Origin of the sequence: Pseudorhizobium xiangyangii, from assembly GCF_020531965.1 — a bacterium.
Lineage (GTDB): Bacteria > Pseudomonadota > Alphaproteobacteria > Rhizobiales > Rhizobiaceae > Neorhizobium > Neorhizobium xiangyangii.
The window spans coordinates 1-24,349 of sequence record NZ_JAJAWH010000027.1; the positions used below are offsets into that span (position 1 = coordinate 1).

Consider the following 24,349-nt stretch of genomic DNA (forward strand, 5'->3'; position numbering starts at 1 on the left):
CGACAAGATCGACGAGAACCTCAAGACGGCGATGGCTGCCTAAGTCATCAAAATCGGCTAGTATCGGAACGGCGGGGAGCAATCTCGCCGTTTTTCGTTGCAGGGGAATTCGATGAGCGTTGCAATTCGACCGTTGGATCTGACAGACCGCGCGGCCTGGGAGCCGCTCTGGCGAGCCTACCAGCGCTTCTATGACGTCGAGATCTCGCAAGGGACGACCAACGTCACCTGGGCTCGTTTCCACGATCCTGCCGAACCGATGTACGCGTTCGGCGCCTTTGACGCCGATGGCCAGATGGTGGGTATCGTCCATGCCATCCTTCACCGCTCCACCTGGTTGGCGGACTGCACCTGCTACCTTCAGGATCTCTATGTCGATGGAAGCCGTCGCGGACGACGGACCGGTGAGGCTTTGATCGATACCGTTGCCGACTTCGCCCGAGCAAACAAGGCGGGGCGATTGTACTGGCTGACCCAGGAAAGCAATGTCACCGCCCGGCGACTTTACGACCGTATCGCGCAGGCTTCGGGTTTCGTGCAGTATCGCAAGCAGCTATGAGCTGCAGTTTCGCTCAGGGCTGTTCAAAGGAACATGGAGGGAGCGCATATGGAGAAGGCAGTATCTGACGATCTGGTGCTCTACACCAACCCGATGTCCCGTGGGCGAATCGCACGATGGATGCTGGAAGAAGTCGGCATCCCCTATCGCCGGAAAATCCTGACATTCGGCGGCACGATGAAGGCGGATGACTATCGGCAGCTGAACCCGATGGGCAAGGTCCCCACCATCGTCCATGGAAAGAACGTGGTCAGCGAGTGCGCCGCGATCTGCGCCTATCTGGCCGATGCGTTTCCTCAGGCCGGCCTTGCGCCACCGCCGAGAGAGCGTGCCGACTATTACCGATGGATGTTCTTCGCTGCCGGACCGGTGGAAGCTGCGGTGGGCAACAGGACCCTCGGCTTCCAGGTCCCGCCGGATCGCGAAGGCATGATCGGCTACGGCAGTTACGAGGATGTTCTCGACGCGCTGCAGAAGGCCGTTTCCGGAAAATCCTACATCGCCGCAGACTATTTCACCGCTGCCGACGTTTACGTCGGTGCGCACCTGTCATGGGGCATGCAGTTCGGCTCTATCGAGGAGCGCCCCGGTTTCCGTGAATATATGGAGCGGATGACATCACGCCCAGCGGCCTTGCGCGCCAACGAGCTGGACGATGCGGACATGAAGGAGCTTCAGGCCGACTGATTCTCAGCTGCCGAAATTCCACGGGAAGCGTCGCAACAAAAAAGGCCGGGCATTGCCCGGCCTTTTTGATTCGTATCGAAGCGAGGTTACTCGGCGCTGTCGTCAGCGGCCTTCTTCTTCGGGGCAGCCTTCTTCTTCGGAGCCGAAGCCTCTTCAGCGGCCTCGTCCTTTGCCGCGGCCTTCTTCTTCGGCTCGGCCTTCTTCTTGGCAGGCTTATCCGCAGCTTCGTCCTCGTCCTGTGCCATCAGCTCTTCCTTGGTCACCGTCTTGTCGGTGACGTTGACTTCGGAGAGCAGCTTGTCGACGACCTTCTCTTCGAAGATCGGCGCGCGAAGCGAAGCGGAAGCGCCGGGAGTGTTGCGGAAGAAATCTAGGATTTCCTTCTGCTGGCCCGGGAACTGCTGCAACTGCGCGAACAGGGCGCGCTGCATTTCTTCCTCGGTAACCTCTACACCGGCCTTTTCGCCGATTTCGGAAAGAACCAGGCCAAGGCGGACGCGGCGTTCGGCAAGCTTGCGATATTCTTCGCGTGCTTCCTCTTCCGTGGTGTCCTCGTCTTCGAAGGTCTTGCCCGACTGGGCAAGATCAGTGTTGATCTGGCGCCAGATGTTTTCGAACTCGGCATCGACGAGGCCCTGCGGCGAGTCGAACTTGTACATCTCGTCCAGCTGGTCGAGGATCTGACGCTTGACCTTCTGGCGAGTGACGTTGCCATACTGGCCTTCGATCTGACCGCGAACGATTTCCTTGAGCTTGTCGAGCGACTCGATGCCCATCTTGGTGGCCAGTTCGTCGTTCAGCTCGATTTTTGCCGGAGCAGCTACTTCCTTGACGGTGACGTCGAAGGTGGCTTCCTTGCCAGCGAGGTTCGCAGCCGGATAGTCGGACGGGAACGTCACGGTGATGGTCTTTTCGTCACCAGCCTTGGCGCCGACAAGCTGGTCTTCAAAGCCAGGAATGAACCGGCCCGAGCCAAGAACGAGTTCGGCATCGTCTGCAGCGCCGCCGTCAAAGGCTTCGCCATCGACCTTGCCGAGATAGTTCATGGTCACGCGGTCGCCGTCGGCGGCCTTGCCCTTCTTCGTTTCGAAGGTACGTGCGCTTTCGGCGATCTTGGAGATCTGCTCGTTGACCTCGTCCTCGGAAACTTCGACCACTTCGCGAACGACCTTGATGCCGTCCGTGGACTTCAGTTCGATAGCCGGGATCACTTCGTAGGAGAACGTGAACTCGAAATCAGCCTCAGCCGACAGGATCTTCTCGGCTTCCGCCTCGTCCTCGGTCATGGTGATGGACGGCTGCGTTGCCGACTTCTCGCCACGTTCGGAAAGGATCTTCGTCGGGCGCTCGCGGACGATCTCGTTGACCAGTTCAGCCATGATCGACTTGCCGTACATCTTCTTGAGATGCCCGACCGGGACCTTGCCTGGACGGAAGCCGTTGATGCGAACCTTATCCTTGGCTTCGGCGAGGCGCACATTCATCTGCGCTTCCATGTCCTTGGCCGGGATGACAACCTTGATTTCGCGCTTCAGCCCTTCAGCGAGCGTTTCGGTAACCTGCATTTTAAAACCTTCATATCGTGGCGGCGGTGCTCAGACAGCCGTTGGTTTTCGATGAGCACGACGCCGGAACCTGAGTGACCGGCCGCGACTTCTGCAACGCTGAATCTCTAGCCGAAACCGGCTCCCGATCCTGCCCTTGCGGCTCTGGTGCGGGTAGAGAGACTTGAACTCCCACGCCTTGCGGCACCAGAACCTAAATCTGGCGTGTCTACCAATTTCACCATACCCGCGCTCCAGCCGCTTCAAACCTCGCAAGGAGGCCTTCGGAGCGCGCGTCTCTATATCACCCGTTTTTTCCCGCGCAAAGGGAAAATGAAGGCTTTGCGACACGCATTTCGCATGGCTGAAGGCACCGGGGCCAAGAGCGACACTAGAACAAGGTTAACGCGTTGTTTACTTTCTGTATATAAGATGTCTCTAAATTTTATTGGAACTTGAGCGTTCGTGTGCAGTTGGATGCTCAATTCAAGTTCGACAGCACACCCCTCCTCCCCAGGTGCTGTCGAAATGCCGGCGCTGCCCCATGCCGCCGGCCGTTGCAAATAGCGCTCGCCGGACCCTCCCTCGGCGGGCGCTATTTTATTTCCCTCCCTTGCTGGCTGCCTATCAATCGCTCACCGTGCCTCAAAGAGATGCATCTGACGCATAGGTGGCATACGCCTTTGGCGCTGTTCTCGGTGTGCGGCGCACCATATAGAACGGCTATCAAATCAGGCCAGCGCCTAGAGGCAGCCGGCGAAGAGCCAAAAGGGCAAGACCATGAACATCGCACGCAAACTCAGCAACTGGCGCAAGTATCGCGAGACGGTCACTGAGCTCGATCGCATGACCGACCGCGAACTGAACGATCTCGGCATCGGCCGCGGCGATATCCGTCGCGTTGCGCGCACGGCCGTTGGCTTCTGATAGCCACTTACATGCCTTCCAAAAAAACGCCCCGTTCGGGGCGTTTTTTTATTGTCGTATCAGCAATCTGGACTGCCCATTTAAGCGGCGTCGCCTTTATCTTGGTCAACCCCCTGCACAAACGCATGGCAGTCGCACAAATTCTGCACTGCACAATCTTATTATTCAGGCGTATAAGTTCCTCATCGCCGAACGAGATCGGCATAAACACTTGAGGAACTAAGATGAACCCGCTCCGCTTTGCCCAGAACTGGCTCAGCTACCGTCGCACGGTCAACGAACTCGGCAACCTGTCCAACCAGGCACTCAACGACATTGGCCTGACCCGCTACGACATCCGTCACGTCGCTGCTCGTTCCTTCCGTTGATTGCCCGGTGGGCGCGGCACAGTCCGCGACCAGGCATCAGTGGAAGAACAGCAAGACTTGATATCAGGGGCACCCATTGGGTGCCTTTTTGATTCCTGTCCGGCGGCAGCCGTGATAAGAGCGCCGCATGACTGACAGAACATTTTCCCCCATTCACATCATCGGCGGCGGCCTGGCCGGCTCGGAAGCCTCTTGGCAGATCGCGCAGGCCGGCGTACCCGTTATTCTTCATGAAATGCGCGGGGTGCGCGGCACAGATGCGCACAAGACCTATGGCCTTGCCGAACTCGTCTGCTCCAATTCCTTCCGCTCCGACGACGCATCGGCGAACGCCGTCGGCGTCATCCATGCGGAAATGCGGTTGGCAGACTCCCTGATCATGGCATGCGCCGATCGCAACCAGGTCCCGGCCGGCGGCGCGCTTGCCGTGGACCGCGACGGGTTCTCCGACGCTGTCACGAAGGCAATTTCGGAGCATCCGTTGATCACCGTGGTTCGCGAGGAGGTTGATGGCCTTCCGCCCAGCGAGTGGGATCTTGCGATCATCGCGACCGGGCCCCTCACCTCGCCCTCGCTTGCCGCTGCGATCCAGGCGGAAACCGGCGAAGATTCGCTGGCATTCTTCGACGCCATCGCACCGATCGTCTACCGCGAGTCCATCAACATGGATATCTGCTGGTATCAGTCGCGCTATGACAAGGTCGGTCCGGGCGGCACCGGCAAGGACTATATCAACTGCCCCCTGGATGAGGCCCAGTACAATGCCTTCATCGACGCGCTGACGGCCGGCGACACGGTCGGTTTCAAGGAATGGGAAGGCACGCCCTATTTCGACGGCTGCCTGCCTATCGAGGTGATGGCCGAGCGCGGACGCGAGACCCTGCGACACGGACCGATGAAACCCATGGGCCTCACCAATGCCCATAACCCGACAGTCAAAGCCTATGCGGTGGTGCAACTGCGCCAGGACAATGCGCTCGGCACGCTCTACAACATGGTCGGCTTCCAGACGAAGCTGAAGTACGGAACGCAGGCCGAGATCTTCCGGATGATCCCGGGACTGGAAAACGCCGAATTCGCGCGGCTCGGCGGCCTGCACAGGAACACGTACATCAACTCGCCGACGCTGCTCGACAAGACGCTGACGCTGAAAAGCAGGCCGGGCCTGCGATTCGCCGGCCAGGTGACGGGTTGTGAGGGCTATGTCGAAAGCGCTGCCATCGGCCTGCTGGCGGGACGTTTCGCCGCCGCCGAGCGCAAGGGTGAGCAGCTTGCGCCGCCGCCTGCCACGACGGCGTTCGGATCGCTTATCGGCCATATCACCGGCGGCCATCTCACGTCAGACGACGAGCCGGGCAAACGCTCCTTCCAGCCGATGAACATCAATTTCGGACTGTTCCCCGACCTGGAACCCGGTTCGATCGTCAAGCCGGATGGAATCAAGCGCTTCCGCGGCAAGGACAAGACGATCATGAAGAAGCAACTGATGTCTGCACGGGCACTGCGTGACTGCGCTTCCTGGCTCGGCCTCCCCGCAAGGGAAGTTCAGGCGGACGCTTCTTCCGCTGCTGCGTCCTTGTCGGCAGAACTCACGTAGTTCCCAAGCAGCCATAGGGAGACTTCGGCGGCTTCCGCTTCGCTTCTGAAGATGAACACGCCGTTGTTGCTCGGCGCGTCGAGAAACTCGGCGGAAAACCCCTTCGGGTCCGGCAGCCCCTGGACCCGAACCCGCCCGGGCCTGATCATATGGCAGGCATAGTGCTTGGCATGGCTGCGCATGATGCCTGCCTTTTCGTTATGCCACCGTACGAAGATCGACCGTCCGTCCGCTGTCGCGTGCAGTTGCCGGATCGCCTCGCCCGGAAAGGCCCGACCGAGCTCCAGAATGGCAAAGCCGAAATCGTACACGCCGTCTTCATCGCCACGGCGGCGCGCCATTCTGACCGTGTAATAGGCGAACAGCACCACAAGTCCGAAGACGATAGACCAGACGATGACGGAATTCACGCTGCAACTCCCAGCTTAGAGACCAGCTTCGCCCATAGCCGCTGAGCCTTGCGCGAATGTGGACTCCCGTCAGAAGCGCTGCAGAAACTGCGCCTTCATCAGGCGGAGCTGGCGGCGCCACTGGGGTGGCTGGATGTCATGGTCGAGAACCGCTGCACGCTCCTTCAGTGCTCGTCCGAGAACCGGTTCGACGAGCGCCACTGGAAGGAATGCGGGAAACAGCGCTTTCGGTACGCTGCCCGCCCGCCTGGCCTTGGAAAGATGCTCCAGGCCAAGCCCGGCAAATCCCTCGATTGCTGCAGATATCCGATCTCGCTCGTCCCCGGCAAGGAAGGCGTCACGGTCGAGCCCGGTGGCCGCCAGGATATCCAGTGGCACGTGGAGTTGGCCGCGCCGTCGATGCAGCGGCAAGAGAAGAATGAGGCCCGCAATCGACTGCGCAACGCCCGCATGGCCCGCCGCTTCGGCGGAACGCGGCGCATCCTCAGCGGAGAGGATCAGGCTGGCCAGCTGGATGAGCGCCGAGGCGGTCTCGCCCGCGTAACCCTCCAGCTCATGTCGATCGGCGATCGGATCGTCGTAGAGATCGCGTATCCTGGCATCAATCATGGCCATCAACGTATCGCGCGGCAGCCGGTACTCGTCGATGGCGGCCAGGAGACCGACCGCTACGGGATTGCCGCCGGCATCGCCATGCGCCGTTCCCTCGAGAAGATCACGCCACCACTGAAGCCTGATTTCGCCGGGAAGCGCTTCCCGCACTACGTCACGTACCCTGGCAATCTCGGCATTGAATGCATAAAGCGCAGCCAAGGGAGCGCGCTTTTCCTGCGGCGACAGCAGGCATGCGAGGTACCGGTCACGATCGGTGTCCCGCAGGGTCGCGAGCAATATGTCTTGTGGATCGGTCACCGGTTCAATCAACCGCTACCAGCGCAACGGCCACGGCGCGCGATTCGGAAAGCATGATGTTGTAGGTTCGGACTGCGGCACCCGTGCTCATGGGATCGGAGGAGATGCCGCGCGCCTTGAGCGCTTCCTTCAGGGCCTTCGGCAGCGGACGGAGTTCGTTGCCCGTCCCCACCAGCAGGACCTCAATCGTCTCCGTTTCATCCAGGACCCTGGAAAGAGCATCAATGGTCAGAGTGTCGCCTTCCGAGAAGTCCCAGCCATAGACACCGGACGGAAGACATAGAAGCGAACCGCGGTGGGACATATCGGCAAAGCGAAAGCCCCCGTTGCCGTATGCATCGATGGGAGCGCGGCCCGGAAAATGGGCATCCCGTATTTCGATTCCCTTGGACATCTAATCGTGCCTCCCTGGAGATTTCGAGCGGAGGCCTTACGGCGCCGTCCGTCATATATGACGCGCAAAGGACGCTGCAGCACCAAGATGCGCATTGTACTTTCAGAATCAGTCACGGTTTTCTGAAAGTACAATGCGCTGGGCGCGCCCCGGATCACGGATCCGGACGGGGCGCGCCGCTCGCGGATCAGGAAGCGGCTGCTTCCGTCTTAACCGGCTCGCCCTTGACGCGGACTTCGGCCACATAGGCGCGCAGCGCGCGGACCTTAATGCCGTCAGCGATTTCGACTTCGACTTCGGCATCGTCGATGACCTTCGTCACCTTGCCTGTGATGCCGCCACCGAGAACAACGTTATCGCCACGGCGGATATTCGTCAGCATTTCCTGGCGCTTCTTCACCTGGGCGCGCTGCGGACGGATCAGGAAGAAATACCACACCACCATGAGGGGTGCGAAGAGAAACAGCATTTCCATGCCGGATCCCAGCGCGGAACCGCCGCCCGCTGCGTCGCCGGCCTGCGCGAATGCTTCTGTAATGAACATTGAGAACTCCTCGATTGGCAGGAGCCCCTACGCCCCCATTTGCAAGTGGCCGGAATATAATTGCGATCCCTCCGAATGCAACCGAAACAGGACGTTCGCCGTACCAAATCCACGGGTCTCCACCTTTTGCAGAGGAAATAGCCATGGTAACCGGCTTTATCATGCCCACAGGGCGTCTCGAACGGAGGAAACCATGGATCCGGAGCTCAACCAGCGCCTGCTTGTCGAGGTAAAACGGTTGGCGGATGCGCTGGACCGACTGGCCGGCCCGCCGCCTGCGGTCAACGACTGGTCTTCGGCCGACTGCTTTGTCTGGGTGCCGGCGAACCAACGCCTTCAGCCCGTGCCTCGGCCGAACCGGGTGGCTCTATCGCTGATCCGCGGTGTCGATCATGTGCGCGATATCCTGCACGAGAACACGCTGCGCTTTGCAGAAGGCTTTCCCGCCAACAACGTACTCCTCTGGGGCGCCCGCGGGATGGGGAAGTCCTCGCTCGTCAAAGCAGTCCACGAGGATGTTCGCGCCTCTGCCGGCGCTTCGCTGAAACTCGTGGAGGTTCACCGGGAGGACATCTCCTCCTTGCCCGCGCTTCTGGATATCCTGAAAATCTCTGATCAGCGCGTCATTCTGTTCTGCGACGACCTCTCCTTCGACCACGACGACACCGCCTACAAGTCGCTGAAAGCCGCCCTGGACGGCGGGATTGAAGGCAGGCCGGACAATGTTCTTTTCTATGCCACGTCCAACCGCCGCCATCTGCTGCCGCGCCACATGATGGAGAACGAGCAGTCGACCGCCATCAATCCGTCGGAAGCCGTCGAGGAAAAGGTTTCACTGTCGGACCGTTTCGGGCTGTGGCTCGGTTTCCACAAGTGCAGCCAGGACGACTACCTGACGATGATCGACGGCTATGCCGACCATTTCAATCTCGGCCTAGAGCAGAAGGCATTGCACCACGAGGCGTTGGAATGGGCGACCACGCGGGGCGGCCGATCGGGTCGCGTGGCCTGGCAATATATCCAGGACCTCGCAGGACGCCTCCGGATTCCGCTGAAGCGCTAAAAACGAAAAAGCCCGGGCAAAGCCGGGCTTTTCCTACTTCCCTGAGACGCAATACTTTATTCAAGGAAAGTGATCGGGTTGACCGGGGTCGCGTCCTTGCGGACTTCGAAGTGAACCTGCGGGCGCTTTGCCCCGCCGCTCATGCCGGAGTTTGCGATTGTCTGACCGCGGGTGACCTTCTGGCCGCGCGAGACGCCAAGGCTCGCCGCATTGCCGTAGACGGTGACCTTGCCATCGTCATGACGGACCAGAACAGTGTTGCCGAGTTGCTTCAGCCCATTGCCCGCATAAATGACGACGCCGTTCTCGGCAGCCTTGATCGGCGTACCTTCGGGAACCGAGATGTTGATACCGTCATTGCGGTTGCCATCGACATTCTGGCCAAAGCCGGCGATGACCGCACCGCTGACCGGCCAGCGATACTTGTCGATCCCGGTGGACTGCGGCGCGATCGACGTTACGTCGGACTTGGCCGCGGCCTCGGATACGGACGCAGTTTCAACGGGCTGCGTGGCGGCCGGCGCAGGTTTAGCCGGAGCTGCCGCTTGCGCGGCCTGAGGCGCTGCCGCCTGGACCGGAGGCTTCGCGGGAACCGAGGCCGTCTGGACCGGATCGGGAGCAGCAGGTACGGCCGAAGGGTTCAGATTGAGGACCTGCCCCACCCGGATGCCTTCGTTCGCCAGGCCGTTTGCGGCCTTCAGCTGATCCACCGACAAACCGTTCTTACGGGCGATCTTGGTGAGCGTATCGCCAGGCTTGACGGCGTAAGTGCCGCCTGCGCCGGCTGGCGGCGTAAGCTTGGCTGCCTCGGCCTGGCCCTTGTCACGTGCACCGTTCGGCAGAACGGCAACCTTCTGTTCCTGATTCTGAACCGGCGCGGGCGCCTTGTTCTGGAGATCGATATCCCCGGCAGCGACCTTGGCCGAGTTGCTGGCAGGACCGAATGTCGGAATGACGACCGACTGGCCGGCAACGAGCTTGCCGCCGTTTGCCCGGAGGATTTCCTTTTCCGGCACGCCGTAGCGCTGCGACAGGGTGGAAGCCGATTCGCCAGCCTTCAGGGCCACCCTCGGCGCGTTCACCGTGGACCAGCCGGAAGTCTTGCCGACCGTCCCGGTGGTGATGTTGTCGGCCTGAGCCTGCCTTGCCGGCGCGACTGCGCCTTGCGAGCTGGACGGGAAAGGCTGCGCCATTGCCTGCTGACGGTTGGAAAGGTCCCCGCCTGAGCTTGGACCGTTTCCACCGGGAGCTGCGAGTTCTCCCCGCTGGACGGCGGCCGGCGCTGAGGCCGAACGTGCCGGCGACGCATAGCCACCACCCGAGGACGGGTAAGGCTGGTTCATCGCCTGGTTCTGATTGCCGTAACCGCCGGCAGGGGCGGACGCCATGCCATTGTTCATATCGCCGCGAGGCATGGGAGCCTGCCCGTACGCACCACTACCCTGCCGCTGCGGGATAGAGGCCGTGGTCAGATTATCCGTATCCGAAAACAATCCGGAGAAGCGGGTAGCATCCGAACTGCAACCAGTGGCTACACTGGCGAGCAAGACGGCACCTGCAATCCGGAGAAGTGATTTACTGGACTTGAGCGAACTCTTGATACGCATGACTCGACCTAACGTGACGCAACCATCGTTAGGTTCATTAAAGCGCGTTAGTCTTACTGGCGGGTTAAGGCACCGCTACTGAATTTGATTTTTTTCTAATTTGGTAACCATGCGACGTGCTGGAGCAGCCGCCATGTCAAAGTGCTGCGGCAATCCGGGGAACGAGCGGCAGGTAAGGCACGGTGAAAAGATCTTCGCGATCGAACCGGCTGCCCGTCTTCGTCAGCCGCACCATCAGGCACGTACCGTCTTCCTGAATCAGCGGCGCAATCATGGCGCCACCGGACACGAGCTGTTCGGCATAGAAACGCGGCATCGCTGTGAATGCGCCGGTAACCAGTATCCGATCGAATGTGCCCTCGCCCGGCATCCCGTTGATGCCGTCCGCCTGACGAACCACCACATTGCGCAGGCCGAGCTTGTCCATGCGACCCTGGGCGCCGGTGGTCAGCGTCTTGTACCGGTCAACCGTCAGCACCCGCTCGGCCATCCGGCCCAGCACTGCCGCCGTGAACCCGCTACCCGTGCCGATATCGAGCACGCGCTGCCCGGGCTTGACCTGCAAGCGATGGAGAAGGCGCACCGCAAGGTCGGCTCCCTCCATGAAGGCACCGCAATCGATCGGAATGGTTCGGCTGGAATAGGCGTCCTCGGCGGCCGACGGCGGCACGAAGAGAGACCGCTGTGTCTGTTCGACAGCCGTCAGCAGGTCGAGATCGGAAATGCCTTCGGACCGCAGACGCAGCACGAGTGCGGCAAACCCTTCCTTCTCGACCATACCGGACTTCAATCGGCCACTCCGAATCCAAGCGCTTCCGCAACACGATCCTGTACCGAATAGTCTGTAAGGTCCAGCTTAAGCGGCGTCACTGAAATCTTGTTGTGCTTCAGCGCGTGGATGTCCGTGCCTTCGCGGAAATGACCGAGCCGCTCACCGAAGCGGAGCCAGTAGTAAGGCAGACCGCGGCCATCCCGGCGCGCATCGATCGTCAGGCCAAAATCCAGCTTGCCCTGGGATGTCACCTGGACACCCTGCACGTCCTTGGGTTCACATTTCGGGAAGTTGAGGTTGAGAAACGTGCCGTCCGGCAGTTCCACGTCGCTCAGCTTGCGGATCAGATCGGGAGCATACGCTTCCGCAACTTCCCACGGCACCACGCGACCGCCATCCTCGTCATGATGGTAGGCCTGGCTCAGCGCAAACGAGCGGACCCCCTGCAGCGTGCCCTCTATGGCACCGGCGATCGTGCCAGAATAGGTGACGTCATCGGCCATGTTGGCACCGGCATTGACGCCTGACAGAACCAGATCGGGCTTCTCCGGAAGCACTTCGCGGATGCCCATGATGACGCAATCCGTTGGCGTGCCGCGCAGCGCAAAATGCTTTTCGCCCACCTTGCGCAGCCGCAACGGATCGGAGAGCGTCAGCGAATGGGCAAGCCCGCTCTGGTCCGTTTCGGGTGCGACGATCCAGACGTCGTCCGTGAGTTGGCGCGCGATCCGTTCAAGCGACGCCAAACCCTCGGCATGAATCCCGTCGTCATTGGTGAGCAGGATGCGCATCAGGCCGCACGCTCAATCTTCGTAAGGCCACCCATGTAAGGCAGCAGTGCATCAGGCACGGTGATGGAGCCATCCTCGTTGAGATAGTTCTCCATCACAGCAATGAGGCAGCGGCCGACCGCGGTGCCTGAACCGTTCAGCGTATGAACGAACTTCAGAGCCTTGTCGTCCTTGCCGCGGTACCGGGCGTTCATCCGACGCCCCTGGAAATCGCCGCAGACGGAGCAGGACGAAATCTCGCGATAGGTATTCTGGCCGGGCAGCCACACCTCGATGTCATAGGTCTTGCGGGCGCTGAAACCCATGTCTCCGGCGCACAGCGTCATGGTACGGAAATGCAGGCCGAGGCGCTTCAACACGGTCTCGGCGCACTCCGTCATGCGCTCATGCTCGGCAATGGAGCTATCGGCATCGGTGATGGACACCAGCTCGCACTTCCAGAACTGGTGCTGGCGCAACATGCCGCGGGTATCTCGGCCGGCCGAACCGGCTTCCGAGCGGAAGGACGGTGTCAGCGCGGTGAAGCGCAGCGGCAGCTTGTCCTGTTCCAGCGTTTCGGCCGAAACCAGATTGGTGAGGGTGACTTCCGCAGTCGGGATGAGCCAACGGCCGTCCGTCGTCCTGAAAAGGTCTTCCGCAAACTTCGGAAGCTGACCGGTACCGTACATGGCTTCGTCGCGGACCATCAGCGGCGACGACACTTCCGTATAGCCATGCTCCATGGTGTGCAGGTCCAGCATGAACTGGCCAAGCGCACGTTCGAGCCTGGCCAGCGGACCGGTCAGAACCGTGAAGCGGGCACCCGAAAGCTTGGCGGCGCGCTCGAAATCCATGTAGCCGAGGGCTTCACCAATCTCGTAGTGCTCCTTCGCGGGATGATTCCAGCCCGGCCTTGTGCCGACGACGTGCTTGACGACGTTGTCAGCCTCGTTCTTGCCCTCCGGCACATCATCGAATGGAATATTGGGAATGCGCGACAGCGCGTCTTCGAGCGCGGCGACCGCTTCCCGATCTTCCTGCTCCAGTCCCGGCATGGCGTCCTTCAGCGAAGACACTTCGGACTTCAGCCTGTCGGCCAGTTCGGTATTCTTCTGCGCCATCGCAGCGCCGATTTCCTTGGAGGCGGCGTTGCGGCGCGACTGCATGTCCTGCAGCCTCTGGATCACGGAGCGGCGTGTATCGTCCAGACCGAGCAGCGTGGCTGCCAAAGGATCGGCACCCCGCTTCTTCAGCGCTTCGTCTAGAACGTCCGGATTGTCACGGATCCACTTGATATCGAGCATTGTCACGGGCCTTTCGAGCGGAACGCAGCACGGTCGCACGCAAGGCAGAAGGACCTAGGCCTTGTCCGTTTCGGCAAGGTCCGACGCGGCGGATTCGGCGACAGCTTCCTCGGCACGCTTGCGCTCGACGAGTCGCGCGGCATAGATGGCGATTTCGTAGAGAAGGATGGTTGGTATAGCAAGACCGATCTGGGAGAGCGGGTCAGGCGGCGTCAGCACAGCCGCCACCACAAAGGCGATGACAATCGCGAACTTACGCTTTTCTCGTAGCCAGTCGCTGGTGAGCAGGCCGACACGCGCCAGAAGCGTGGTCACGACCGGAAGCTGGAAAACCAGTCCAAACGACAGAACCAGCGTCATGATCAGGCTGAGATATTCCGAGACCCGCGGCAGGAGCGAGATCGCCATCTCTCCGTCTTCCGGCGCCTGCTGCATGGAGAGGAAGAACCACATCACCATGGGCGTGAAGAAGAAATAGACCAGCGCGGCGCCCAGCAGGAACAGGATCGGCGAGGCGATCAGGAACGGTATGAACGCTGAGCGTTCGTTCTTGTAAAGGCCCGGAGCCACGAACTTGTAGATCTGCGAAGCGATGACCGGAAAGGCAATCACAACCGCGCCGAACATCGCCACCTTCACCTGCGTGAAGAAGAATTCCTGAGGCGCCGTATAGATCAGCTCCGACTTCGTTACGTCGAGCCCTGCCCACATGACGGCCCATTTGTAGGGAACCACCAGCAGGTTGAAGAGATCCTTGGCGAAGAAGAAGCAGCCGATGAATGCCACGAAGAACGCACCCAACGACCACATCAGCCGGGTGCGCAGTTCGACCAGATGCTCGATCAGCGGCTGCGGCTTGTCCTCGATGTCACCGCTCATGCTTCATCCTTCGGAGTCTCGGTCTTCTTGCTGGCGCGCTTGCGAGGTGCAGGCGCCGCCGCAGATGTTGCGACCTCATCCGCCTTCTTGACGGAGGACGTACGCGTTCGTGCCGGCTTGGCAGCCTCAGCCACAGGAGTATCCGCCTTGGCGGTGCTGGCGCTTGCTCTCTTGCGGGCCGGCGTTGCGGCCTTTGCGGCCACTCCCTGCCCGCCAGCAACCGCGGATGGCGTGGCCATCAGCGGCGGCGTGGACGGCAGGCTCATCGACGGCTGCGGCACAGTAAACGGCGCTGGCTGCTCGGCGGGCTTCACGCCCTCGATGGCCTCCTGCGCCTCCACGTCGACCTTCGCGGTCACCGGAGCCTTGTCGACGCGGGTCGACTTCTCCAGATCGCTGCGAATATCCTGCCCCATCTGCCTCAACGGATTGATGGCATCGCGAAGTGCGCTCGAGGGATTGAGCTTCTGGGCATCCGCAATCGTCTTGCGGACCTCGTCCATCTCAGTCTCCCGCAACGCTTCATCGAACTGCGTCCGAAACTCTCCCGCCATCTTACGCAGATTAGCGGTCATCTTTCCGAACGCCCTCAACATCGGCGGTAGATCCTTCGGACCGACCACCACAATGAGGACGATGCCGATCACGAGAAGCTCGGTCCAGCCGATATCTAGCATTCAAGCAGGCTCCTGGAAAACCCGGCCTTATCAGGTCCGGGTCGTTTCCTTGTTTTCTTCGGACTTGTGCTCCACCGTCTTCGACGTATCGGAAGCGTCATCCTCGCTGATGCCCTTCTTGAAGCTCTTGATGCCCTTGGCAACGTCGCCCATCAATTCCGGGATCTTGCCTCGGCCGAACAGTACGAGCACGATGACCAGTACGATCAACCAGTGCCAAACACTAAAAGAACCCATCACGCCAACTCCTAATTGCGTTTGACTTCGATGTATGACGTTTGCCCGGACTTTTCAAACACCAATATGTGCTGGTGATAGCTTATCGCGAGTAACTTCGGTGAGATCTACCGGACACAGGTCTGCCCTAACACGCCCCCTTGCGGATTTCATGGCCAAATACGGCCAATTCCGGGAGTTTTGGGAGGCCGGCAAATCACCGTGAGACAATAGAGCGTCGACACCGACGTCCCTGCGGCATAACGCGCACGTCTTGTACAACGTCAATTCAGTCCTGCTCCTCGCCGCTCGGCGCGAGGAGCCCCAGCTCTTCGAGATCCATCTGCGTGATCGGATCCTCGTCCTCTGCAAAATCGTCCGACATGCCCGGAAGCGGGACCTGGAAATTCGGAGGGATACGGCCCGACAGCAAGCCCGCTCCCTTGAGTTCCTCCAGCCCCGGCAGGTCGCGCAACTCTTCGAGGCCGAAATGATCAAGAAAATCCGGAGACGTGCCAAGCGTTACGGGGCGACCTGGTGTCCGGCGCCTGCCACGGAAGCGAACCCAGCCCGCCTCCATGAGCACATCGAGAGTTCCCCTCGATGTCTGGACGCCGCGAATGTCCTCGATCTCCGCCCTCGTCACCGGCTGGTGATAGGCGATGATTGCCAGTACTTCCAATGCTGCGCGGGACAGCTTGCGGGCTTCGTTCTCGTCCTTGCGGATTACGAAAGAGAGATCGGCAGCCGTGCGGAAGGCCCACCGATCACCGCTGCGGACGAGGTTCACGCCACGCGACGCGTAGACTTCTGCAAGCCTGTGCATGACGCTCGGTACATGCGTTCCACGCGGCAGGCGTTCGGCAAGGAAAGCCTCGGAAACAGGCTCCGCGGATGCGAATACCAGCGCCTCCGCGAGGCGCTCAATCTCGGCCTGCGAGAAGGTCTCGCCCGAGGCATCTGCCGGATCCTGCTGGCCTGCAGGGCGCTCATCCCGATCAGAAACCGTCAACCACAACCTCCCCGGCAGCATCCGCCTTGGTGCCGCCGCGCATATAGATCGGCTGGAAGGCACCCTCCTGCCGGATCTCCAGCTTACCCTCGCGCACCAGTTCGAGCGAGGCTGCAAAGGCGCTGGCCATGGCCGTCACACGATCCGCCGGCGGCAGATACGTGAGAAGATATTGCTGCAGGGCCGTCCATTCGCCTATTTCGCCCAGCATCTGCGTCAGCAATGCCCGGGCATCGGCGAGCGACCAGACCTTTCGTCTTTCGATGGTGACCTGCGTCACCGCCTGACGCTGCCGAAGGTTCGCGTATGCGGAAAGGAGATCGAAGAGATTTGCGTCATAGGCAGACTTGAACCGATGCGGGATGTGCTCGGGTGCGCCGCGCGCGAAGACGTCCCGTCCCAGCCTGTTGCGGTTGACCAACTGTGTGGCCGCCTCGCGCATCGCCTCAAGCCGCTTCAGGCGGAACGCGAGCGTTGCTGCCATTTCCTCGCCGGTCGGACCGTCGTCCCCCTTCGCCTGCTGCGGGATCAGCAGCTTCGACTTGAGGTAGGCAAGCCATGCGGCCATGACGAGGTAATCAGCGGCAAGCTCAATTCGCACGCGCCGGGCGCTGTCGATGAATTGCAGATACTGCTCAGCAAGCGCCAGGACCGAAATCCTGGCGAGATCGACCTTCTGCACCTTGGCGAGGTGCAGAAGAAGATCAAGCGGCCCTTCAAAGCCGCCAACATCGATCAGCAGCTCCGGATCGTCGGCAGACTTCTCCGGCGCGTCCTGCCAGAGCTTGTCCATCGGAATGGCGCCTTGCGCGATGTTCATTGCCATTCCCACCTCTTGCACCAGATCAAGAAACTGAGAGAAATCCCCAGAATTCCTGTCGCAGAGCGATTTCGTCCGCAGCGTCGGCACGGCCAAAGCCAGATTCCACGACCAAGGCGCGCCGGAGCGCTTCGCCCGAGAGCGGTCTTGCCTCTTCAACAACCGCCTTCATTTCTTCCATTACGCCGTTGCAATGCAAGATGATATCACAACCGCCCCCAGCAATTCGTCGGGCTCGTTCGCCGATCGTGCCTTTCAACGCATTCATCGATGTGTCGTCCGACATCAGCAGGCCGTCAAAACCGATCTGACCGCGGATCACATCCTCTATGACTTTGCCGGAGGTCGTCGCGGGTTGGTCCGGGTCGATGGCCGTGAACACGATGTGCGCACTCATGGCCATCAGCTCGTTTTTCAACATCTTGAACGGAACGAAATCGTGACCCTCCAGTTCCTCGCGGCTCGCGGTCACGACCGGCAGTTCATGGTGGGAATCGGCCATGCCTCGGCCATGGCCGGGGATATGTTTCATCACCGGCAGCATGCCTCCCGCCTTCAAGCCCTCGGCAGCAGCCTTGCCCAGCTCGCCCACCACCACAGGATCGAAACCGTAGGCGCGGTCGCCGATGACATTGCTTGCCCCCTCGACGGGCACATCGAGCACAGGAAGGCAGTCAACGTTGACGCCGACCTTCATCAGATCGAATGCGTGGAGACGCGACAGCAGCCACGCCGCGCGAAGGCCCTTTTCCGGGTTCTGCCGGTACAGCGCACCAAGTTCGGCTGCGGACGGGTATTTCTCCACCAAAGGCGGACGAATGCGCTGGACGCGTCCTCCCTCCTGGTCGATCAGCACCGGTGCGTCCGGCCTGCCCACGCTATCCCGCATGGCCGCCACGAGATCCGAGATCTGCGACGTCTCCTGAATATTGCGGGCAAAGAGGATGAAGCCCCAGGGACGCTCGTTCCTGTAGAGGGCAATTTCGTCGGCGGTCAGTATGGGCCCGCTCGCGCCCAGGATCATTGCTTTTGATTCGCTCATGGCGGCATCATAAATCGCGGATACGGCAAATGCGAATAGGTCAGGCTACAATGTAAAACGGGGCCTGACGGCCCCGTTTGGTACTCTTCGGAGAACGACGCTTACCTGGCGACCAGGCAGCTGCCGCCTGCAACACGGTACTTCTCGCAAAGCTCTACGGCGTCGGCCTTGCTGCCGGCAGGAATGCGGACACGGTAGAAGGTGCCCTTCCCGGCGATCTCAGCCTGCTTGATGTCCACACCGCGACCACCGATCACCGACGAAAACTTCGATGAGAGGCTCTGGTAGGACTTCTGGGCATCCGCCTCGCTTGGCAGCGACGCGATCTGAATCACGTAGCCACCTGGCGGCACAGCCGCGACCTGAGTGGCGGGAGCAGCAACTTCCGGTGCCGCCGCCGGTGCTACCGGTGCCGGCTGAACGTTGTTCTGGTTCGTCACAGCAGCCATGTCAGTTGCCGGCTGCGCATCGGGGCGGGCCGTCGGAACGGGAGTACCGACCGACGCCTCTCCAGTCGTCGGCGGCGTTGCCGTGGCAGAAAGGTCCGTGGGCTGGGCCGATCCGCCGTTCGTCGATACGGGAACCAGGCCTGCAGTATCGGGCTGGCCGGCAGCCGGTGCGTCGGGCACCGAGGCGACCTCCACAGTTCTTGCCGGGGCGGCCGGCAGCTTGTCGTTTTGAGCCGGCGTAGTTGCTGCGGCGACCGGGGATGGCGTGGCAGGAACCTCCTGCTCCACCAATGTGCCATCCGGGCGAACGATCATGGTCTTGACGCGACGCGGCGTGACGGCGACCGATTGCTGGTTCTGCTCAAGCGCGAGACCCGCCACTTGATCTTCCTGCGGCAGCAGACGATCGTCCCTGGCCTCTGCATCGGCAGCCCCGGCAAACTCCTCACCTTCCATCGGCAGCGTGTCCGTCATCAGCGTCTTCTGGACGACATCGATCGGCTCTTCGCTCGTGGAGATCAGGGATTCCTGCTTCGGCGCTTCCATGGCTGCGCCAGCGACGCGGTCGTAGACTGCCTTGTCCTGGTTCGGAACTGTCTTGCCACCCGGGTTTTCCGGCAAGACCTTTACCGGGTCGGCATCGGCGGCAATCACGACGGGTTCACCGTTCGATGAGACCGATGTGCCGTCGCCGCCAAAGATCATGTAGCCGATCGAGCCAGCGGCGATGACCACGCCCGCCACGGCAAGCGGTACGACCATGGCGGAAAGCGACCAGCGCGAACCTTCGAACGAGCGGCTGCCAGCGCGCGCGCCGGCATCTCCCAAGTCCGTCTGTGCCGGGAGCGGCGTGGTGAGGCTGCGACGGAAATCCTCTTCCAGCGCGCGTTCGAAGTCGTCGAGATCCGGATAGTTCTGCGAACCAGCCGGCTGCGCAGCGTGATGACGAGGCGTCGGGTCCTGTTCCGCAGTTTCGATCTCGTCGGCGGCCGAGGCAGGCGCGCTGGACTGCAACAGGGATGCGAGTTCCGCATCGATGTCTATGTCGTAGTCGTTGCGATAAACGGGCGCCTGGTTCTGCTCTTCCATATGCAGCTCCGGAACGTCGAGTTCGACAACCGGCTCGGGCTGTTCCTCGTTTTCCGAAATAAGCGCGGGATCGAACGGCAAATCCGGTAGATTTTCCGGCTCCGCAACCGGTGCGGGCGTAGCAGTGACAAGAACTGCGCGAGTGGCAGGCAAATCCTGGGCATAAGATGTAGCAGAGGCAATCGACATTGCAGGAACAGCGGGTCCGACTGCCGTCGACTTGGCCTGGGACGGATTGAACCGCGCAACAGGAGACCAGGTTGCCGTGTGACGAACCGGCTCAATGGGCGCCATCGCCGGCGCAGCAGGCTTCGGCTCGGCAAAGACGCTCAGATCGTCGTCTAACATGATGTCGGAAAGATCGAGTTCGAGATCATCGAGCGCCAGTTCAAACTCGTCGTCGATCAGCGGATCAATCGAGAAATCAGCCGGCTTGGAGACAGCCTCGGGCGCCTTGGCAGGAACTGTCCTAGCTTCGGTCGGCTCTACAAATCGCTCCGCAGCCTGCTGACGCGGGGCGTTCCAGCTATCGACAGCCACCGCCGGAGAGACTGCCTCGTTCTGAATTTCGGGCTGAGGTTTTGGCTGAGGTTCCGGCTGCGGCACCGGGTAGCGCGAAACGTCGTTGATCAACGCGTCCAGTATCGACATGTCGGCCGAATTTGATTCAGACGCGGCCGGCTGCGCGGTCTCTTGCGAAGAGATCGCGTCAGACGTGATTTCAACCGCCAGATCGCCAGCCGTCAGGTCCGGTTCAATATCAAACGCTGGCTCGGCCTTGGGAGCGGCTACCGGCTGCAGCGCTTCGCGTTTCGTATTGAAGTTTGCAAGCGGCATGCGGAAGCCGGGCGTATAAATACCGGGTCTTGGCGCCTCGGCCCGAATACCAATCTCCTGATGAAGACCAGTCTCCTGATGCAGCGGTTCGAGATCAAGTTCACCGAGGGCAAGTTCAAGTTCGTCGGCCAGATCGAGAACCGGCTCGTCCGACGGGGCGGCGTACTCGGCGGGCTCGGAAAAATCGTCAGCGAAGACTGGCTCAAGAGATACAGTTTCGGCGGCAGCGCCGCGGTCGAGGTTCCAGCTGACCGGTTCGACATCGCCCTGCGGCAATCCGAGATCCAGCAGCGGCTCGACAGTCGCAGTCCCGGCCTCGACCTGCGGGAAACCTTCGGCGAAGGCTTGCTCGACGGCGGACCATTCGAGTTCCGCAAGATCATCCTGGCTGGCCTCAACGGCAGCCGGCTCGAATGCTGGCGCCCTTTCCGCCGCGGCTTCCTCTACGAGAGGCACCATGTCGGGCTCTGCAGCCACTGACGGCTGCACGACGGACTGATGCGGCCGAGGAGAATCGTAGCGCTCGAACTCCTGCAACAGTTCATCTTCAAGATTGAAGGCGGGCTCGCGGCGTTCCGCCACCGGCGGCTTCGGCACAAGGCGCTCGTCATATCCGACGATGCGAGCCAGCTCCGCCAACGGATCGTCGTCAGCAAAGATATCCGGACCATCATTCCGGTTACGCGCAAGGTTGTTGTCTGCCATTACCTCGTCCACCCACCTACACTACAAAGGGCATTGCCAGTGGTTTATGGGGAAATGGTGGCGATACTATCGCATTTCATCTGGTGCGGCAGTGCCCGTAATGGCCAATCCCGACTTCAAAATAGAGGCGACAGCACGCACCAGCCCAAGTCTGGCAATACTCAATTCTCGGTTCTTATCGTTAACAAACCGTAATTCAGGCTGGTCTTTGCCCTTATTCCAGTGGGCATGGAAGAAACTTGCCAGATCGTAGAGGTAAAACGCAAGTCTATGAGGCTCCTGCGACTGTGCCGCCGCCTCAATTATCCGTGGATATTCGGCAAGCTTGGCAATCAGCTGGATTTCATTGTCATCGCTGACGTTTTTGGCCGCAGCAGCGAGATCGAGCGAATCAAAATCGAGGTCCGGAAAAGCCTCGGCGGCCTGGCGGAACACCGACATGCAGCGCGCGTGAGCGTATTGCACGTAGAAGACAGGATTGTCCTTGGATTGCTCGGTGACCTTGGCGAAGTCGAAGTCGAGCGACTCTGAACTCTTCCGGTAGAGCATCATGAACCGGACCGAGTCCCTGCCAACCTCGTCGACCACGTCGCGGAGCGTCACGAAGTCGCCTGAGCGCTTCGACATCTTTACAGGCTCGCCGTCGCGGTAGAGCTTTACCATCTGGCACAAGAGAACGGTGAGCTTCGCCGTGCCGCCCGAGATCGCCCGCGCCAGTGCCTCCAGCCGCTTTACGTAACCGCCGTGGTCAGCCCCCAGCACGTAGATGGTTTCATCATAGCCACGGTCGAACTTGTCCTTGAAATAGGCAACGTCCGCCGCGAAATAGGTGTAGCTGCCATCCGACTTGATCAGAGGCCGGTCGATATCGTCACCCACTTCCGTCGAGCGGAACAGGGTCTGCTCGCGATCCTCCCAGTCCTCCGGCAACTGGCCCTTCGGCGGCGGCAGCGTGCCGCGATAGACATGGCCCTTGAAGGTCAGATCGTTGATTGCGGCGCGGATGCGCTGTGCGCCTTCGGCATGTAGCTGACGCTCGGAGAAGAAGACGTCATGATGGACGTTGAGAGCCTCAAGGTCCTCGCGGATCATCACCATCATCGCATCGATGGCGCGATCCTTGACGAGCGGCATCCACTCCTCTTCCGGCATGTTGTGCAGCCGGACGCCGAATTCGTCCGCCAGCGCCTGGCCGACCGGAACCAGATAGTCGCCGGGATAGAGGCCCGAAGGAATTTCGCCGACCTGTTCACCCAGGGCTTCCCGATAACGCAGGAAGACGGAACGGGCCAGAACGTCGATCTGGCTGCCCGCATCGTTGATATAGTATTCCTTCGTCACGTCGTGACCGGCAAAAGCGAGCAGGTTCGCCAGCGCGTCGCCCACCACGGCGCCGCGGCAATGCCCGACATGCATCGGTCCCGTCGGATTGGCGGAGACATACTCGACGTTCGTCCTGTGACCGGCACCAATCGTCGAGCGGCCATAATCGGTTCCCGCCTCGATCATCGAGGCAAGCAGGCGCTGCCAGTATTCCTTGCCGACGCGGATATTGATGAAGCCGGGGCCAGCCACCGACACGTCGATGACGTCTGGCTCTTTCCTCAGTCGCTCGACGATGAGATCGGCCAATGCCCGCGGATTGGTGCCGAGCGGCTTGGCCAGAACCATCGCCGCATTGGTGGCGACATCCCCGTGGCTTGGATCGCGGGGCGGCTCCACCGTGATACGAGCGAAGTCAACCTCTGTCCGCTTTTCCTTGATCAGATCGATGGTTTCGAGCGCGTTCTTAATTCTTGTCTCGAAGTCGGCGAAGAGGTTCATATCTAATCATTCCGCAAAACGCGGATCCTTAAGAAACCGTTGCTGTTGGCGCGCTGCCTAACGCAAATCGGGAGTCCGGTCAAACAGCTCCCCATGCACACGGACTGCATAGGAATCGGTCATGCCGGCGAGGTAATCGCCGACGTGGCGCGCTCGGGCAGCCTCCGACAGGCCGACGATGTGCTCAACCCAATAGTGGCTGCGCATCAAGGAAGGGTCTCGCATATAGGCCTGAAACAGGTCTGCGACGATCTGTGCCGCACCTTCACGGATGCGCATGATCTCCGGATGACGATAGATATGCGAAAATAACAGCTTCTTGATCAACCGGTCGGTCTCAGCCATCTCCGCCGAGAAGTTCGCGATCACCTGACCGCAGCCGCGCACATCCGCACAGGAACTCGGCCTGACTTGGCTCAGGTTTTCCTGCGTGAAGCTGATCACATCCTCGACCATGCGGGTGATCTGACGGCGCGTGATTTCATGAGTAAATCGGCTCGGCTCCAGATGGGGATAGCGGTCGCGCACTTCCCTCATCAATCCCGCCAGGAAAGGCACCTCCTCCAGCATATCGAACGTGAGGTAGCCGGCACGCAATCCGTCATCAATGTCGTGGGTGTTGTAGGCGATGTCATCGGAGATGGCGGCCACCTGGGCTTCCAGGCTGGCAAAGCTCGCCAGGTCCAGGTCGTGCAGCGCGTTGTAATCGCGGATCGGCTGAGGAACAGGTCCTTTCGTCCCCTCGCCCTGCGGGGTGAGAAGCGGGCCGTTGTGCTTTACGAGACCTTCAAGCGACTCCCACGTGAGGTTCAGACCGTCGAAATCCGCATAACGCCTTTCCAGCTTGGTGACGATGCGGAGCGACTGGGCATTGTGGTCAAACCCGCCATAGGGCTTCAGCACCTCGTCGAGCGCGTCCTCGCCGGTGTGGCCGAAGGGCGTGTGACCGAAGTCGTGGACAAGCGCCACGCCTTCGGCAAGATCCTCATCAAGCTTCAGTGCGCGCGCCAGCGCGCGGGCGATCTGCGCGACTTCCACCGTATGGGTCAGGCGGGTTCGGAAGTGATCGCCGTCAGGGCTGATGAATACCTGTGTCTTGTGCTTCAGTCGCCGAAAAGCGGTCGCGTGAACGATGCGGTCGCGGTCACGCTGGAACTCCGAACGCGTCAGGCTGCCATCCTCGGGAAGCAGCCGCCCGCGCGACGCCCATGGATCGGCGGCGTAGACCGCCTTCTCACCACTTCCGAAACCGAGGGACTGCCTGTCAATCGTCATCGTCTAACTGTCCTGACCTTTGCCATTGCGCACCCATTGACGTGCCATTTAAGCCTTCATACCTAT

The 24,349-nt window shown here is 60.8% G+C and carries 24 protein-coding genes and 1 tRNA gene; 6 read left to right on the plus strand and 19 right to left on the minus strand.

Annotated features, from left to right (window positions below):
• The first annotated feature begins 112 nt into the window (after nt 1-112).
• Both LH464_RS19995 and LH464_RS20000 read left to right on the plus strand, forming a co-directional pair.
• On the plus strand, nt 113-559 hold the full coding sequence (locus tag LH464_RS19995; RefSeq protein ID WP_226788178.1) for a GNAT family N-acetyltransferase: 447 nt from the start codon (nt 113-115) through the stop codon (nt 557-559).
• Between the two features lie 48 nt (nt 560-607).
• A complete protein-coding gene (locus tag LH464_RS20000; protein WP_226788179.1) occupies nt 608-1,246 on the plus strand; it encodes a glutathione S-transferase family protein in 639 nt (212 codons plus the stop codon).
• Nucleotides 1,247-1,332: 86 nt separating this feature from the next.
• Here LH464_RS20000 and tig read toward each other — a convergent pair whose 3' ends face one another.
• Together tig and LH464_RS20010 are read right to left on the minus strand one after the other, a co-directional pair.
• The gene (tig, locus tag LH464_RS20005) at nt 1,333-2,811 is read right to left on the minus strand and encodes a trigger factor (RefSeq protein WP_226788180.1); all 1,479 of its coding nucleotides are present in this window, start codon (nt 2,809-2,811) and stop codon (nt 1,333-1,335) included.
• Nucleotides 2,812-2,956: 145 nt separating this feature from the next.
• A tRNA-Leu gene (locus LH464_RS20010) sits at nt 2,957-3,041 on the minus strand.
• Nucleotides 3,042-3,570: 529 nt separating this feature from the next.
• Here LH464_RS20010 and LH464_RS20015 point away from each other — a divergent pair.
• The 3 genes from LH464_RS20015 to trmFO all read left to right on the plus strand — a co-directional run bounded on the left by LH464_RS20015 (nt 3,571) and on the right by trmFO (nt 5,682).
• Nucleotides 3,571-3,717, plus strand: a complete 147-nt coding sequence (locus LH464_RS20015; protein WP_226788181.1) for a DUF1127 domain-containing protein — start codon at nt 3,571-3,573, stop codon at nt 3,715-3,717.
• 224 nt (nt 3,718-3,941) lie between these two features.
• Nucleotides 3,942-4,085 carry a DUF1127 domain-containing protein gene (locus LH464_RS20020; RefSeq protein WP_226788182.1) on the plus strand — a complete coding sequence of 48 codons (144 nt, stop codon included), beginning with the start codon at nt 3,942-3,944 and terminating at the stop codon, nt 4,083-4,085.
• 127 nt (nt 4,086-4,212) lie between these two features.
• Entirely contained in the window at nt 4,213-5,682 is a 1,470-nt protein-coding gene (gene trmFO, locus LH464_RS20025; protein ID WP_226788183.1) for a methylenetetrahydrofolate--tRNA-(uracil(54)-C(5))-methyltransferase (FADH(2)-oxidizing) TrmFO, read from the plus strand.
• Here trmFO and LH464_RS20030 read toward each other — a convergent pair.
• The 4 genes from LH464_RS20030 to yajC all read right to left on the minus strand — a co-directional run bounded on the left by LH464_RS20030 (nt 5,631) and on the right by yajC (nt 7,942).
• Nucleotides 5,631-6,092: a hypothetical protein gene (locus LH464_RS20030; protein WP_226788184.1), complete on the minus strand. Its 462-nt coding sequence runs from the start codon at nt 6,090-6,092 to the stop codon at nt 5,631-5,633. The two genes, trmFO and LH464_RS20030, sit on opposite strands and share 52 nt — an antisense overlap.
• Nucleotides 6,093-6,161: 69 nt before the next feature.
• Nucleotides 6,162-7,013, minus strand: a complete 852-nt coding sequence (locus LH464_RS20035) for a phytoene/squalene synthase family protein (RefSeq protein ID WP_390625022.1) — start codon at nt 7,011-7,013, stop codon at nt 6,162-6,164.
• Nucleotides 7,009-7,398, minus strand: a complete 390-nt coding sequence (locus LH464_RS20040) for an Mth938-like domain-containing protein (RefSeq protein WP_226788186.1) — start codon at nt 7,396-7,398, stop codon at nt 7,009-7,011. The genes LH464_RS20035 and LH464_RS20040 overlap by 5 nt, the downstream gene beginning before the upstream one ends.
• A 187-nt stretch (nt 7,399-7,585) precedes the next feature.
• Nucleotides 7,586-7,942: a preprotein translocase subunit YajC gene (yajC, locus tag LH464_RS20045; RefSeq protein WP_226788187.1), complete on the minus strand. Its 357-nt coding sequence runs from the start codon at nt 7,940-7,942 to the stop codon at nt 7,586-7,588.
• A gap of 193 nt (nt 7,943-8,135) precedes the next feature.
• On the opposite strand from yajC, the gene LH464_RS20050 reads away from it, so the two are divergent.
• Entirely contained in the window at nt 8,136-9,005 is an 870-nt protein-coding gene (locus tag LH464_RS20050; protein ID WP_226788188.1) for an ATP-binding protein, read from the plus strand.
• A gap of 56 nt (nt 9,006-9,061) precedes the next feature.
• On the opposite strand, the gene LH464_RS20055 is transcribed toward LH464_RS20050, so the two are convergent.
• From LH464_RS20055 to LH464_RS20115, 13 genes are all read right to left on the minus strand, one after another.
• Nucleotides 9,062-10,612 carry a peptidoglycan DD-metalloendopeptidase family protein gene (locus tag LH464_RS20055; protein ID WP_226788189.1) on the minus strand — a complete coding sequence of 517 codons (1,551 nt, stop codon included), beginning with the start codon at nt 10,610-10,612 and terminating at the stop codon, nt 9,062-9,064.
• A gap of 136 nt (nt 10,613-10,748) precedes the next feature.
• Nucleotides 10,749-11,390 carry a protein-L-isoaspartate(D-aspartate) O-methyltransferase gene (locus LH464_RS20060; RefSeq protein WP_390625023.1) on the minus strand — a complete coding sequence of 214 codons (642 nt, stop codon included), beginning with the start codon at nt 11,388-11,390 and terminating at the stop codon, nt 10,749-10,751.
• A gap of 8 nt (nt 11,391-11,398) precedes the next feature.
• Entirely contained in the window at nt 11,399-12,175 is a 777-nt protein-coding gene (gene surE / locus LH464_RS20065) for a 5'/3'-nucleotidase SurE (protein ID WP_226788191.1), read from the minus strand.
• Entirely contained in the window at nt 12,175-13,458 is a 1,284-nt protein-coding gene (serS, locus tag LH464_RS20070; protein WP_226788228.1) for a serine--tRNA ligase, read from the minus strand. Before serS ends, surE begins: the two co-directional genes overlap by 1 nt.
• A gap of 54 nt (nt 13,459-13,512) precedes the next feature.
• Nucleotides 13,513-14,337 (minus strand): twin-arginine translocase subunit TatC, encoded by an 825-nt coding sequence (gene tatC / locus LH464_RS20075; RefSeq protein WP_226788192.1) that lies wholly within the window; start codon nt 14,335-14,337, stop codon nt 13,513-13,515.
• A complete protein-coding gene (gene tatB, locus LH464_RS20080) occupies nt 14,334-15,014 on the minus strand; it encodes a Sec-independent protein translocase protein TatB (RefSeq protein WP_226788193.1) in 681 nt (226 codons plus the stop codon). Before tatB ends, tatC begins: the two co-directional genes overlap by 4 nt.
• Before the next feature lie 30 nt (nt 15,015-15,044).
• Nucleotides 15,045-15,251 carry a twin-arginine translocase TatA/TatE family subunit gene (locus LH464_RS20085; protein ID WP_226788194.1) on the minus strand — a complete coding sequence of 69 codons (207 nt, stop codon included), beginning with the start codon at nt 15,249-15,251 and terminating at the stop codon, nt 15,045-15,047.
• A gap of 268 nt (nt 15,252-15,519) precedes the next feature.
• Nucleotides 15,520-16,263, minus strand: a complete 744-nt coding sequence (scpB, locus tag LH464_RS20090; RefSeq protein ID WP_226788195.1) for an SMC-Scp complex subunit ScpB — start codon at nt 16,261-16,263, stop codon at nt 15,520-15,522.
• A complete protein-coding gene (locus LH464_RS20095; protein WP_226788196.1) occupies nt 16,229-17,068 on the minus strand; it encodes a segregation and condensation protein A in 840 nt (279 codons plus the stop codon). The genes scpB and LH464_RS20095 overlap by 35 nt, the downstream gene beginning before the upstream one ends.
• A gap of 19 nt (nt 17,069-17,087) precedes the next feature.
• Nucleotides 17,088-18,104: a beta-N-acetylhexosaminidase gene (gene nagZ, locus LH464_RS20100; RefSeq protein WP_226788197.1), complete on the minus strand. Its 1,017-nt coding sequence runs from the start codon at nt 18,102-18,104 to the stop codon at nt 17,088-17,090.
• 101 nt (nt 18,105-18,205) lie between these two features.
• Nucleotides 18,206-21,184 carry an SPOR domain-containing protein gene (locus tag LH464_RS20105; RefSeq protein ID WP_226788198.1) on the minus strand — a complete coding sequence of 993 codons (2,979 nt, stop codon included), beginning with the start codon at nt 21,182-21,184 and terminating at the stop codon, nt 18,206-18,208.
• 66 nt (nt 21,185-21,250) lie between these two features.
• Nucleotides 21,251-23,008, minus strand: coding sequence for an arginine--tRNA ligase (gene argS, locus LH464_RS20110; RefSeq protein ID WP_226788199.1), 1,758 nt, complete (start codon nt 23,006-23,008; stop codon nt 21,251-21,253).
• A 57-nt stretch (nt 23,009-23,065) separates the two neighbouring features.
• Entirely contained in the window at nt 23,066-24,283 is a 1,218-nt protein-coding gene (locus LH464_RS20115; RefSeq protein WP_226788200.1) for a deoxyguanosinetriphosphate triphosphohydrolase, read from the minus strand.
• Nucleotides 24,284-24,349: the final 66 nt, after the last annotated feature.